Source organism: uncultured Dialister sp. (assembly GCF_900538805.1).
Taxonomy (GTDB): Bacteria; Bacillota; Negativicutes; order Veillonellales; family Dialisteraceae; genus Dialister.
Map to the genome: position 1 here is coordinate 1 of NZ_UPZP01000064.1, position 13,222 is coordinate 13,222.

Here is a 13,222-nt window from a genome sequence, read left to right on the forward strand (position 1 = left end):
TGCATAGGATACGCAAGTCGGGAAAAGTTGGCCCTTAGTCTGCACATAAAAGGGCCTTCCCATGGCTTTCCCGACCGTCCATGTTCCGAGCAGCACCTACGTATGTAGGAGGGCCAAGGCGCGGACGCCGTATCTACTGGTTGAACTTACCTGGTGGGGCAGCGTCGGCTTGATGGCTGTCTGATTTTATTCTTGAACTTTCAGCCCCTACAAGGAGCAGGGTGACGAGAATAGCGAGCTATTTAGGAATCCTGGGACGCAGTAGGGGCTGAAAATTCTTATAAAACGAGACTCTGCCATTAAGCCGATGCTGCTCCGATACTCCCCTGATAGGCGTTTCTGTTTTTGGCATAGGAAGTTTTTGATTCAATATAAAACGGACGGATGATAAATCCGTCCGTTTCTATATGTTATCCTAAAATTTTCTTTACAAGTCCAACATGAAGTTTCACGCCGTTTGGCAGGGCGGAGTGGTCGAAATGCATATTTGGATCATGAAGGCCAGGCTGGGCATCTTCACCCAGAGCGATAAAGCCTGTTTTCAGTTCAGGCTTCTCTTTGGGATACCAGAAGAAGTCTTCACCGCCAGCGGTGGTAATAGGTGGAATTAGGGCCTGCGGTCCAAGTTCTTCTTTGATTACTTCAGCGATGATGTCAGTTACTTCTGGAGTAATGATGGAAGCCGGTGTGCGATGAAGGATATTTTCTACGGCTTCAGCCCCAATAGATGCTGCTGCGTTTTTAGCGGCAGTAGTTAATCTCTTTATCATAAGGTCCATTACGTCATTGCTCTGGCTACGGAGATCGAAGGTAACGGTAGCATTGCCTGGGACAGCATTGGGGACGCCTGCATCTGCATGAATTTGCGTAGCTTTAAGATTGTAAACAACATTAGAATCAAAGCGGAGTGCGTTGGCGGCAGCTACGACAAGGCAGGCTGCATCCAGTGCGCTAACGCCGAGATAGGGGCGTGCACCGTGGGACTGTTTGCCGATGATATCGTAACGTATATGAGTAGCTGCACTGTAGTATAGGGCTGGAGCAGCCTGGCCTACACGGCATTCTTGGATTGGCCTTCCGTGCATGCCAATGAGAATGTCAATATCATCAATAGCACCGCCTTTCAGCATAGAGAGAGCACCTTCACTTGTTTCCTCTGCAGGCTGGAAAAGGATTTTCAATTTGCCTTTATGGACCAGCTTCTGTTCTTTGATGATTCCGGCAGCAGTAAGAAGCATGGCCATATGACCATCATGGCCGCAGAGATGAGCAGCGCCGCCGTCTTTAGTGCCAAGGGCATCCATATCAGCACGAAGGCCAAGGACGGGACCGGGTTTACCACTGTCATAAATGGCAACTACACCGGTACCACCACCAATGTGTTCATGTACCTCGTAGCCCATCTTTTTAAGATGATCTGCAATATAGGCAGAAGTCTTGAATTCATGCATGCCGATTTCCGGTATTTTATGCAAATCTTCGAAATATTTAAATACATCATCCATAATTTTTGCCTCCTAAATAGTGATTAGCCGAAAATAGCCATATATATCTTCATGATAAACATGCCGATAACCGCATTAAAAATACTTATAAGCATAAGCATGGGCCAATATTTTTTAGGGATATCAGCGGTGCCGAGAAGTCGTCCCATATATTGAATCTGCGATGCCATTAAAAGCAGGGCAGGCATAAGGATGGAAATATGATAGCCGTCAAGAATTCCCTGTGAATAAAAGGATGCAGCAATCCCGACACCAGCAGAGCAGGAAAGCCAAGTAGTGAGGAGAACAACAATGGCCTGACCAGGAAGTCCGAAAATTGCCATAACCGGACCGAACCAGTGTCCGATGAAATCCATAACACCTAAGATATTGAGAATATAAGCAAGAACATAAGCCATTATGATATTGGGCACCAGATTCTGGGTACCGATGGTCCAGCCTTTACGGGCGCCTTCAATAAAGATATCAAATACATTAGGCTTATTCTGTGGAGTTTTTTCTTTTACTTTGACTGCTTCAGTTGTCATGCTTGAAGTCTCCTTTGTAAATTGTATCTAAAGCGATGCGGCAAATGATTGCGCCTACAAATTTCATAACGAAAATAATGGCTAATGGAATCAGTATAGGGCATGCCATGAAGCCAAACACTGCGCCTGCGATAGCAAAATAATTGTTAATCATACCTGCACCGGAATACTGCCAGGCAGCAATAATAGTTTCTTCTCTTTTATCTACCAGTCCTAAATCATATAATTCCTTTGTAAGGGCGGCTCCTGCATCTGTACTCTGTAAATCAGTAATCAGAGTAAGACCGACCAAGCCGGGAACGTCCATCAGTGGTTTAAATAAAGGAGTCATCAGCTTCTGTGCAGCGGATAAAGCACCATAATGCTGGAGCACATTTACAATTCCAATGGCAAGCATAATAGAGGGAATAAGGGAAAGAGCAAATAAGAATCCGGCCCTGGCGCTGACACCGCCTGCACCGATGAATGTATTTTTTGCCGGGTCTTTCATGGTACCGAATTTACCGATTAAAGTGCTGTAGTCGAAGGCTTTAAGCCACTCGTAACCCTGAATATGGGCAAAAACTCCGGCAAATATTAGAATTCCAAGAATCAAGGCGACGATTCCACCTATTGTAAATTTTGGGAGCGCAGTGAATTTTTGGGCTCTTTCATCATTACCTGGTGTTTGTTCATTTTTCTTTTCTTCCATAGTCAGTTCTCCTGGATATAAAATTTTCTATCTTATGCTCATGGTTTTCGTAAAAAAGCCGGAAATGTAGTCAACTCCTTTTCCTGTCCGGACACGAAAAAGGCCACACGAGAAAACTCACAGTTTTATAGGAATGTAAGTTTTTGTGTGACGCCGTTGTCATTAATATTAACTTGAAGATAGAAGGTGCCTTTTAATTTAAAGTATACGTATACTCTTGTCAAGTGCTTTTTCCTAATGATACATTTTTAGTATAATGCTATCTCTCAGAGGTATAGAAGAATTAAAGGTATATCAAATCAATTATTATATCGCTTGATATCTTTAATAACCGGAAATAGAAATATTATCAATGCGGTTTTTCTTCCCTAATCTGTATATCGCTTTGACATGTACTGTCGCTGCTTTTGTGCGAGCACCAATCCTAAAAAATTCTCTTGACATTTTCTACCTCCGGTGGTACAGTATTCACAACAAAACGATGAAGAAAAGAGTAGGCATACCGATGACGGCCAAGCGAGTCCGGAGAGTGAAAGCGGACACGGGTAGGGTGCTGAAGTGCATTTCTGAGTTAGGCAGGCTGAACTGTAGTAGGTCTTCCCGGGAGCTCCCGATACAGAGCCAGGGTTTGATAGAACCTCTTAAGGTATGTCCGGTGACGGGCATATGAAATTGGGTGGAAACACGAAGCACAGCTCTCGTCCCTTATGGGACGGGAGCTTTTTGATTTCTAGGAAGAAAGGATGAGAAGGAATGGGCAGACTGATTGCTAAGAAACTGAATGAACTGGAATGGGGTCTGGCTGGCTGCCTGCTGTTCCTGGGCATCTCTTCTCCGGCGTTTCACCAGTTTTACAAGAAGTAAGGTTACAGACTGACAGGGATCGGAAAGGCTCCGCCAAAAGCGGTAGAACGGGTACCATGACCCGATTCGAAGGAGCGCGATGACCTTGAGCAGAGAAATAGGAGCAGGACCATAAGGCCTGTATCCACCATGTCCCGGGCCTAACCGGCCCGGGGACATATTTTACACAGTACATTTTTCACAGCAGGCGATGAAGAAAAGAGTACCTTTCTGAATACGGAAAAGCGAGTCCGGACAGTGAAAGCGGATACGGATAGGAAGGGGAAGTGCATTTCTGAGCTGCAGGGCTGAAAGAAGTAGGTCCTGCCGGGCGGCCCGATACAGCCGGGGCACCAAATGGTGCCGCTGAGACTGGCCTGTGAAAGGCCGGTGAAATTGGGTGGAATCACGAGACCTCGTCCCTTTGGATGGGGTCTTTTTTATATACAGGAGGTTCAAGCCATGAATGGAAACCGCCGATGTTTAAGAACAGCTCATCTTACATACTTGAAAAAAACCGGAAACAAGAAACTTTCATAAAAAAGGAGTTACCACATGACAGAGAGCAGAAGAGATTTAATCGCCAAAGTTTTCAATAATGAAAAAGCAGACCGGGTGCCGGTGGGATTCTGGCACCATTTCCTGGGAGACGAAATCGGTTCAGACGCCTTCGCCCATCCGGAGCTGACGGACAAGGTGCTGGCAGGGCAGGCCGATTTCTACAAAGCCTTCCAGCCGGACCTCATTAAGATTATGACGGATGGTTATTTCAGCTATCCCATCGATGAACTGAAAAAGCCCCTTTCCTCTCCACTGGATTTGAAGGATATGAAACCGCTGGGCAGGGATTCGGACTGGTTCCGTTTCCAAATCGGCTATGCAAAGAAGCTGGTTTCCCTTTATGGAAAGGAAGTGCCCCTGTTCTACAATCTCTTCGCTGTGCCAAGAACCATTGAATTCATGCAGGCTGCCATTGGCCCTCCGGTGGACATCGCTTCCTGGCTTCAGGAATATCCGGAAGAAACGGCCCATGTATTCGACGTGATTTCCAAAAACTACGCAGATCTGGCAAAAGCCCTCATCGAAGAAGGCGGCGTGGACGGGATTTACCTTTCCGTCAACAATATCAGCTATGACAGGCTTACCGAAGAAATTTATGAAAAACTGGTGGCGCCCTATGAAATCCGGATTCTGGAGGCGGCCAATGAAGCCGGCGGCAGCAATATCCTTCATATCTGCGGATACCACGGTTTCCATAACCATCTGGAATGGTACAGAGATTATCCGTTCAAAGCAGTGAACTGGGCCGCTAAGGTGGAAGGGGTTCCCCTGAAGGAAGGGAAGGAACTCTTCCATGGCAAAGCGGTGATTGGCGGTTTTGGCCAGACAGAAAAGGATGTCATTTATACAGGAAATAAAGAAGAAATCGAAGAGGAAACAAAGAAAATTCTGGATGAAGCCGGCACCACCGGCGTAGTCCTGGGAGCTGACTGCACCATTCCGCGGGATACCGATGTAAACCATCTGGCATGGGTTCGTGAAGCGGCAGACAGATACGTGAAATAAAGGAGAGGGATTCAAATGAAACTGAAAACAATCATTAAAGCGGCACTCATTGCAGGTACAGTCGGTATTGCGCTCACCGCAGCAGGATGCGGCGGAAATAAGAGCGATTCCGCCAAGGCGGCTTCCGGAAACGGCGGCAAGAAAATCGTAAAAGTGGCCCACACGCCCCACTATTTCCCCTATGATTTCGTAGACGACAACAACAAATCCGACGGCATGGAAGTGGCGGTGATGAAGGAAGTGGCCAAGAAACTGCCGCAGTACGAATTCCAGTTTGTGCCTACCTCGGACGATGACCTCTTAATCGGCGTGGAATCAGGGAAATACGACATCGGCACCAAGGGCGCCTGGAAGACACCGGCCAGGGAAAAGAAATACATTTTCCCGAAAAATAACATCGCCGCCAGCGTCATCGGTGTCACCATCCGCAAGGAAGATGCCAATACCATCAAAAACCTGGATGACTTTGCCAAGGCCGGAAAGAAATTGGTGCCCATTGCTCCACAGAATGCCCAGTACCAGGTCATTGAGGATTACAACGCCGCCCATCCGGACCATCCGGTGAAACTGGAAGCCTCTGAAAACTTCCAGGTAGCCGATGCCTACACCTGGGTGCTGGAAGGAAGATACGACGGCTACTTTGCCATCGAACTGGCCTACAAGAAAAACGTAGAAGCCCCGGATGCTCCGTACAAGGACTTCAAGGACAAACTGAGCTACTTCCGCTATAAAGCCATTCCAACCTACACGGTAATCAACAAGAACGATAAAGAACTGGCAGAACAGGTAGACAAAGCCCTGGGCGAACTGAAACAGGAAGGCAAGATTGCAGAACTGGAAAAGAAATACTTCGGTGAAGAAGTGAGCAAGCTCATTGATGTGAAGTAATCAAAAGTTTAGAGGGTGAAAGCGGGTGCCCTTTAAATCATAGAGGGCACCCTTATGATAAAACCATATAACCGCCCTTCGGACGATGGAAAAGCCGCCGCAGGCGGCTCCTTCCTCAGGCATAAGTCTTCTGTAGGACTTCTGCCTGAGGAAGGAGACTAAAACCTGCTGCGAAACGGCAATACTACAACCTTCAGACGCCAAGCAGCCGTTTTTCCACTAGCTCACTAGTACACTAGAACACTATTTTCCTAATAAACAGGAGGTGTTTTTCATGCAGACCAGACCATTTAGTCCGGATATTATCTTTACATCTATTCCGGCCCTTCTTCCTTACCTGACGGTGACGCTGGTGGTGGGGGTGACCAGCATTCTGACAGGATCTATACTGGGCATGCTGCTGGCTTGGGCCAAGCTGTCGGGAAATAAGGTGATCCGTGCTCTGGCGGATGGATATACCTATATCATCCGCTGCACACCTTCTATTGTCCTTCTTTTCATTGTGTTCTACGGCCTGCCGAAATTCATGGAAGCGGAATTTGGCATAGACCTGGATGATTTGTCCAGAGCCGTATTTGTCATCATTACCTTTACTCTTCTCTTTGGAGCCTATGTGTCAGAGGTGTTCCGCTCCGCCTATGAAACGGTGGATAAGGGACAGTACGAAGCAGCGGTGACCATAGGGTTGTCACCGAAGCAGGCGTTTTTCCGGGTGATGCTTCCCCAGGCTGCGGTGATTGCTCTTCCTAACTTTGGGAATTCCGTGATTAATCTGATGAAAGAAAGCGCCCTGGCCTATACCATCGGTCTTATCGATCTTCTGGGACGGACAAATCTGATTATTGCCAAAAATTATGGTGCCTATGGCATTGAGCTCTATGTGGCATGCCTCCTCATTTACTGGGGGCTCAGCCTTGTGATTGAACAGGCCTTTCTCCGCATGGAGTCCTACCTGGACCGCGGACGTTTGAAAGCATAAGGAGGAAAATGATGGAACTTGATTTTTCATTTATGCAGCATGCCCTGCCTTTCCTTCTGAAGGCTCTTCCGGTAACCCTTTTTCTTACGGCTCTGGTGCTGCTGCTTTCCCTGGCGCCGGCCTTCCTGATAGCTCAAAAAAGAATCGGTGCCAAAGGGTGGGGAGAAAAGGTCATTGCTCTCTATGTGTCCTTTATCCGCGGCACGCCGCTGGTACTGCAGATTCTTCTCATGTATACCCTGCTCCCCAGCCTTCTGAATGCTGCCTTCAAAGCGGCAGGCAGCTCTTTTGATGTATTTCATGGCGTGAATCCTCTATGGTATGCCATCATCGTTTTTACCCTGAATACCACAGCTCTTCTGTCGGAAGTATTCCGCTCTGCCATCCTGAGTGTGTCGGCGGGACAGATGGAAGCGGGCCTCACCATCGGCCTTTCCCGTTTCCAGACCTATGTGCAGGTCATTATTCCCCAGGCATTGACGTCCGCCCTTCCCAATATCTGCAACCTTACGGTGAACCTGATTAAAGGTACGTCCCTGGCCTTCTTCATGGGCATCAAGGATATTATGGCGGCAGCCAAGATCCAGGCTTCCTTCGGTTATAACTACATCGAAGCGTATCTGGAAGTATTCGTTCTCTATGTGATCGTCTGCACGGTGGTGCAGGTACTCTATAAAATTTTTGAAAAGCATGTGGGCTTGTACCGCCATGCCGGACTGGAGGGGTAAATATGCTTGAAATATCTCATGTGAAAAAACATTTCGGTAAGCAGGAAGTGCTGAAGGACGTGAACCTGAAGGTAAACAGGGGAGATGTCATTGTCATTCTGGGACCTTCGGGATCCGGGAAAACCACATTTCTAAGAAGCCTGACCTTCCTGGAAAAAGCGGACGAGGGCACCATGGTTTTCGGCGATAAACAGCTGGACCTTCACAGGGCAAAACAGAAAGATATTGCCTGGGTGAGGAAACATACGGCCTTCGTATTTCAGAACTACAACCTTTTTGCCAATAAAACGGCCCTGCAGAACATTATGCTGGGCCTTACCGTGGGCCGGGGGATGCCGAAGGCAGAGGCGGAAGCCATTGCCAGAAAGGCACTGCAGGAAGTGGGCCTGGCGGACCGGGCCGATTACTATCCTTCCCAGCTTTCCGGCGGCCAGCAGCAGCGGGTGGGCATTGCCCGGGCCATGGCAGTGAAACCGGATGTGATTTTCTTCGATGAACCCACATCTGCCCTGGATCCGGAACTGGTGGGCGGCGTTCTTTCTGTGATGAAGAAACTGGCTGCCGACGGCGTTACCATGGTGGTGGTGACCCATGAAATGAAATTTGCCAGAGAAGCCGCTACCCGGGTGGTTTTCATGGATGGCGGCGTCATTGTGGAAGAAGGAAGCCCGGAAGAAATTTTCACCAGGCCGAAAGAAGCAAGAACCCGGCAGTTCCTGCGCCGCATCCTGGACCGGGAGCCCGGGAAATTGGAAGAAACGCCGGAGCCCATTCCCGTGGCTGCGCCTATTCCCGGTGTTCTGCCCAATATGGCATAAGGAGGACTTTATGAAACGATTTCAAAATAAGGTGAGCCTCGTTACCGGAGGCAACCGGGGCATAGGAAGGGCTATCGCCCTCCGCCTGGCCTCCGAAGGAAGCGGCATCATCCTTTTCGGCAGAAATGAAAAGGACAATCAATCGGTGGAAAAAGAAATCACGGACACCATCGGCGTTCCCGTGAAAAGCTATGTAGTGGATATTTCATCCAAGAAATCGGTGGAAGAGGGAGTCAAAGCGGCTATTTCCCATTTCCACCGTATTGACGTTCTCATCAACAACGCAGGCATCTGCCGCCTTTCCACACCCTTCACGGAAGTAAAGGAAGAAGACTGGGAAGAAACCCTGTCAGTCAATCTCTATGGCGTCATTTATGCCACCAAACTGGTGATTCCCTATCTTGCCAAGGAAGGCGGTAAAATCATAAACATCGCCTCCCTGGCCGGTGAAGTGGGCGGCATTGCCACCTCTGCCGACTACGTGGCCAGCAAGGCCGCCCTCCAGGGCATCACCAAATCCCTGGCTCGGGAACTGGGGCCGAAGCATATTAATGTGAATGCCATAGCGCCGGGCTTTGTCCGCACCCAGATGACAGAAAAAATGAGCATCAATCTTTCTTCCATTCCTTTAAGACAAGTGGCGGAACCGGAAGACATAGCAGCGGCTGCAGCATTCCTTGCTTCCGACGACGCCCGGCTTATTACCGGCACCACCCTGGATGTGAACGGCGGATTGTACATGAACTGAATCTGCTGCCAACCCGCCCACTGTCATTTCGAGTGAAACAAAGGGGCGTTGAGAAACCTCCTCGGTGAAAAGTTTCCTGTCGGTAAGAAACACAGCAGTTTCATGTCGAGCAGAATCCCTTCGCAAACAGTTTCCTGCAGCGATGAAGTACAGTGGTACCACGTGCCCCTGTCATTTCGAGCGAAGTCGAGAAATCTCCCGGCGAACAGTTTCCTATCGAGATGAAACACAATGATATCAAGCCGGACAAGAAACCCTTCGCGAATAGTTTCCTGTCGGTAAGAATCGCAATGGTATCAAGTCGGACAGGAAACCCTTCGCGAACAGTTTCCTGCCGCAATGAAACAGGGTGGAGCCAAGCCGGACAGGAAACTATCCGCAAACAGTTTCTTGCCGGAATGGAACACAATGGTACCATGTCGAACAGGGAACCCTTTGCAGTTCCTGTTTTGTGCTGAAAGGAAATGAAATATGAAATCATTTGGAAAACCTCTCATTATAGAAGGGCAGGGCAGCTTTGCTGCCGGCGGTACCATGATCCATGAGAAAGGTACTTATGATGAATCCCATGCCCTGTCTCCGGAGGGGCAGGAAAAGCATGTGGACCATGGATATGTGTTTTACCAGATACCGAAAAATGCCCGAAAGAATGCGCTCCTTTTCCTTCATGGCGCTGGACAGAGCGGCGCTGGCTTTGAAACTACGCCGGATGGAAGAGAAGGTTTTCAAACGATTTTTCTCCGTAAAGGTTACAAAGTATACCTTATGGACCAGCCCAGGAGGGGGAGAGCCGGAAGCAGCGGGATAGAAGGGAAGATAACACCTACAGCGGATGAAGCACTGTGGTTTGATATTTTCCGCTTTGGTCATTATCCTCATTATTTTGAAAATGTGCAGATTCCGCAAGGAGAAACGGCGGAAAACCAGTTCTGGAGAAAGGTAACGCCCAATACGGGAGCCTTTGATCCAAAGCTGACTGCTTCTGTCCTTTCGGATGCTGTAGATCGGGCAGGAGATACCATTCTTGTTACCCACTCCCAGGGAGGTTCTCCAGGATGGCTGGCGGCAATAAAGAATAATAAAATCAAAGGCATCATTGCCCTGGAGCCGGGAGTGGGCTTCGTATTTCCGGAAGGAGAAGTACCGCCGCCTTTGGAATCATCCAGTCCCTTTGGCCCTTTGAAGGGCGTGGCCGTTTCGGAGAGTGATTTTGAAAGGCTCACCCAAATCCCCATCCTTATGATTTTCGGCGACAACATACCCGAAACGCCAAGCCCCCATGGCGGGGAAGATAACTGGAGAGTCCGTCTTAAGGAGGCCCGCCTTATGGCGAAAACCATCAACCGCCACGGTGGGGACGCCAAAGTCCTGCACCTGCCGGACATAGGCATTTATGGAAATACCCATTTCCTCTTCGAAGATAAGAACAATGAAGAAATTGCAGAAATCATGGATCGGTGGATTGAGGAAAAAGGACTGGGAAATTAGACGATAGAAGACAGACGATAGAAGATAGATGGCAGAATGTCGGTTATCCAATGCCTTCTGACCGTCGCCATGAATCTCAATGGTACCACGCTTCCCTGTCATTTCGAGCGAAGTCGAGAAATCTCCCGCGAAAAAGATTCCTGTCGCAATGAAACACAGTGCTGCCACGCCCCTTTTTAAACTGCGGCGGAGCCGCCACCACAACCTTCGGCCCAAAGGGCCGTCGCCCCCTTGAGTGAAGCGAACACAACCCTTTTACACAACCTGCGGCGTCAGCCGCGCCCCCTTCTTAAACTGCGGCGAAGCCGCCACAACAACCCTCGGGCCAAAGGCCCGTCAAACCTAAGAACCTTCCGGACGAAGGCCGGTCAATCCTTAGAACCTTGTCAATACCCGCCAAGGCGGGTATTGACAACAGCCTTTATCCATGATAAAGTAGACATATCAATAGAAAACGATGAAGAAAAGAGTAGCCATACTGAAAACGGTGAAGCGAGTCCGGAGAGTGGGAGCGGATACGGATAGGGTGGTGAAGTGCATTTCTGAGTTTGGAAGGCTGAAGGTCAGTAGGTTTTTCCGGGGGCTCCCGATACAGGGCAGGGGTTTGATAGAACTCACGAAGGTATGTCCGGCGACGGATATATGAATTTAGGTGGAATCACGGGTCTCCCGTCCTGAAAAGGATGGGAGACTTTTTGTTTTGAATGAAATCATAATAAGGGGGAAATCTTTATGAGAAAATCTGTAAAAATCGCTTCCGTAGCACTGGCATCTCTTCTGGCGGCAGGTATTTTTGCCGGCTGCGGCGGTGACCAGAAGGCCGCTTCTTCCAAGGCAGCTGCAGCGGCCGATGGGAAAACTTCCGTAAAACTGGTGCTTTCCAGCACGGAAAGGCCCCTTTCCTGGGCTGATGAAAACGGCAAGCTCCAGGGCTATGAATACGATATTTGGCAGGAAGTCAATAAAAACCTGAAGGATTACCATCTGGATATCCAGGCCGTTCCGCCGGAAACCCAGGATGTAATGATGGAATCCGGCGATGCCAAGGTGGCTTCCGGCGGATACTACCGTACACCGCGCCGCGAAAAGGACTACATCGTTCCCAAGACGCCTATCGGCGTTTCTTCCGTCATGGTCTACATGTCCAAGGAAAATGCCCAGAAGTACCACAGCCTGGAAGATGTCATCAAAGGCGGCGGTAAACTGGTGCCCAATACGCCTAACGGCGGCATTTACAAAGTCCTCACCGACTGGAATGCAGCCCATGACAACATGATGAAGGAAGTGCCCATCCAGGACGGCCTCACTCCGGCAGAACGGATTACATCTCTGAAAAACGGCCAGTATGATGCCCTGGTATACCCGAATAACCTGGGGGTTGAAGATATTGCCAAAGCCATGAATTTTGAAATCGTGGCTCTGGACAAGCCTATCAAGGTGAACGAAACCGTGGTCATCGTCAATAAGAATGAACAGAAACTGGCGGATGAAATCGAAGCGGCCCTGGAAAAACTGTCCAAAGACGGTACGCTCCAGAAGATTTCTGAAAAGTGGTATCACCGGAACCTCTTCGACCAGCTGAAGGACGCAGGTAAATAATTTCATATTATATATGTATTATATAGAGGGGAGAGGGGGACTCTCCCCTCTTCCTCATTCCGGTGAACATGACCGGATGCAGCCTGACGCATGCTACCTCACCCACTGGTATGTAACAATCTCTGCCCCACTGACGTCATGTACCGAGATCCTTCGCTTCGCTCAGGATGACTGGGGGCGGCGGGGGCGCCTGGGGTATTCAGGCTCTTTCGTAATGACCGTATGCAGTCCGCCGCCATGTCATTTCGAGCGGAGCTGCCTGCGGGTGTGGGTGGCAAAGGCTTTAGGCTCATTGAAACTCTGAGTCGAGAAATCTCCGGCCGCCATGCTGCCCATACCATTGAGAATGGAGATTTCTTCACTCCACTTCGTTCCGGTCGAAATGACAGGGGGACAACTGCCCGCTGCATGCCACCCCGCCCACCGGTATGTAACAATATCTGTCTCACTGACGCCATGTACCAAGGTCCTTTGCTTCGCTCAGGATGACAAGTGGGCGGCGGGGGCGTATATGGTATTCGGCGCCCTATCTAAATGACCGTAAGCAGCCTGCCGCCATGTCATTTCGAGCGGAGCTGCATGGCGGTATGGGTGGTAAAGGCTTTAGGCTCATTGAAACTCTGAGCCGAGAAATCTCCGGCCGCTATGGTGCCCATACCATTGAGAAAGGAGATTTCTCCACTCCACTTCGTTCCGGTCGAAATGACAGCGGGACAGCTGCCCGCTGCATGCCACCCCGCCCACTAGGGAAGTGCTGATTAAATCGTTATCGGATTTCATTCTTGTATTTTTATTCAATGCAAGGAATCAGTCGACGCGAATAGCGAGCTATTTAAGGAGAC

At 49.2% G+C, this 13,222-nt stretch carries 11 protein-coding genes; 8 read left to right on the plus strand and 3 right to left on the minus strand.

All coding sequences use genetic code 11. From position 1 onward, the window contains the following. Positions 1-410 precede the first annotated feature (410 nt). Genes QZQ29_RS06490 through QZQ29_RS06500 form a run of 3 tightly spaced genes read right to left on the minus strand, consistent with a single transcriptional unit; the run spans position 411 to position 2,723 of the window. A complete protein-coding gene (locus QZQ29_RS06490; RefSeq protein ID WP_296961375.1) occupies positions 411-1,505 on the minus strand; it encodes an amidohydrolase in 1,095 nt (364 codons plus the stop codon). A gap of 23 nt (positions 1,506-1,528) precedes the next feature. Continuing rightward, positions 1,529-2,032, minus strand: coding sequence for a YjiG family protein (locus QZQ29_RS06495; RefSeq protein ID WP_296961378.1), 504 nt, complete (start codon positions 2,030-2,032; stop codon positions 1,529-1,531). Further along, entirely contained in the window at positions 2,022-2,723 is a 702-nt protein-coding gene (locus tag QZQ29_RS06500) for a nucleoside recognition domain-containing protein (RefSeq protein ID WP_296961382.1), read from the minus strand. The genes QZQ29_RS06495 and QZQ29_RS06500 overlap by 11 nt, the downstream gene beginning before the upstream one ends. Positions 2,724-4,121: 1,398 nt before the next feature. Between QZQ29_RS06500 and QZQ29_RS06505 the strand changes: the two genes are divergently transcribed. The 8 genes from QZQ29_RS06505 (at position 4,122) to QZQ29_RS06540 (ending at position 12,380) form a co-directional block, all read left to right on the plus strand. Further along, entirely contained in the window at positions 4,122-5,132 is a 1,011-nt protein-coding gene (locus QZQ29_RS06505; RefSeq protein ID WP_296961385.1) for a uroporphyrinogen decarboxylase family protein, read from the plus strand. 15 nt (positions 5,133-5,147) lie between these two features. After that, positions 5,148-6,020 carry a transporter substrate-binding domain-containing protein gene (locus QZQ29_RS06510; protein WP_296961389.1) on the plus strand — a complete coding sequence of 291 codons (873 nt, stop codon included), beginning with the start codon at positions 5,148-5,150 and terminating at the stop codon, positions 6,018-6,020. A 274-nt stretch (positions 6,021-6,294) separates the two neighbouring features. Beyond that, positions 6,295-6,999, plus strand: coding sequence for an amino acid ABC transporter permease (locus QZQ29_RS06515; RefSeq protein ID WP_296961393.1), 705 nt, complete (start codon positions 6,295-6,297; stop codon positions 6,997-6,999). Between the two features lie 8 nt (positions 7,000-7,007). Next, a complete protein-coding gene (locus QZQ29_RS06520) occupies positions 7,008-7,727 on the plus strand; it encodes an amino acid ABC transporter permease (RefSeq protein WP_296961396.1) in 720 nt (239 codons plus the stop codon). A 2-nt stretch (positions 7,728-7,729) separates the two neighbouring features. Continuing rightward, positions 7,730-8,545: an amino acid ABC transporter ATP-binding protein gene (locus QZQ29_RS06525; RefSeq protein WP_296961399.1), complete on the plus strand. Its 816-nt coding sequence runs from the start codon at positions 7,730-7,732 to the stop codon at positions 8,543-8,545. A 10-nt stretch (positions 8,546-8,555) separates the two neighbouring features. Continuing rightward, positions 8,556-9,293 carry an SDR family NAD(P)-dependent oxidoreductase gene (gene fabG, locus QZQ29_RS06530; protein ID WP_296961402.1) on the plus strand — a complete coding sequence of 246 codons (738 nt, stop codon included), beginning with the start codon at positions 8,556-8,558 and terminating at the stop codon, positions 9,291-9,293. A gap of 471 nt (positions 9,294-9,764) precedes the next feature. Beyond that, complete coding sequence (locus QZQ29_RS06535) at positions 9,765-10,781, plus strand: alpha/beta fold hydrolase (RefSeq protein WP_296961405.1); 1,017 nt, start codon at positions 9,765-9,767, stop codon at positions 10,779-10,781. A 732-nt stretch (positions 10,782-11,513) separates the two neighbouring features. Continuing rightward, the gene (locus QZQ29_RS06540; RefSeq protein WP_296961407.1) at positions 11,514-12,380 is read left to right on the plus strand and encodes a transporter substrate-binding domain-containing protein; all 867 of its coding nucleotides are present in this window, start codon (positions 11,514-11,516) and stop codon (positions 12,378-12,380) included. Positions 12,381-13,222 lie beyond the last annotated feature (842 nt).

Coding starts and splice junctions, on each gene's coding strand:
- QZQ29_RS06515 (WP_296961393.1), top strand. CDS start 6,295: ATGCAGACCAGACCATTTAGTCCGGATATTATCTTTACATCTATTCCG.
- QZQ29_RS06505 (WP_296961385.1), top strand. CDS start 4,122: ATGACAGAGAGCAGAAGAGATTTAATCGCCAAAGTTTTCAATAATGAA.
- QZQ29_RS06490 (WP_296961375.1), bottom strand. CDS start 1,505: ATGGATGATGTATTTAAATATTTCGAAGATTTGCATAAAATACCGGAA.
- QZQ29_RS06510 (WP_296961389.1), top strand. CDS start 5,148: ATGAAACTGAAAACAATCATTAAAGCGGCACTCATTGCAGGTACAGTC.
- QZQ29_RS06535 (WP_296961405.1), top strand. CDS start 9,765: ATGAAATCATTTGGAAAACCTCTCATTATAGAAGGGCAGGGCAGCTTT.
- QZQ29_RS06520 (WP_296961396.1), top strand. CDS start 7,008: ATGATGGAACTTGATTTTTCATTTATGCAGCATGCCCTGCCTTTCCTT.
- fabG (WP_296961402.1), top strand. CDS start 8,556: ATGAAACGATTTCAAAATAAGGTGAGCCTCGTTACCGGAGGCAACCGG.
- QZQ29_RS06500 (WP_296961382.1), bottom strand. CDS start 2,723: ATGGAAGAAAAGAAAAATGAACAAACACCAGGTAATGATGAAAGAGCC.
- QZQ29_RS06495 (WP_296961378.1), bottom strand. CDS start 2,032: ATGACAACTGAAGCAGTCAAAGTAAAAGAAAAAACTCCACAGAATAAG.
- QZQ29_RS06525 (WP_296961399.1), top strand. CDS start 7,730: ATGCTTGAAATATCTCATGTGAAAAAACATTTCGGTAAGCAGGAAGTG.
- QZQ29_RS06540 (WP_296961407.1), top strand. CDS start 11,514: ATGAGAAAATCTGTAAAAATCGCTTCCGTAGCACTGGCATCTCTTCTG.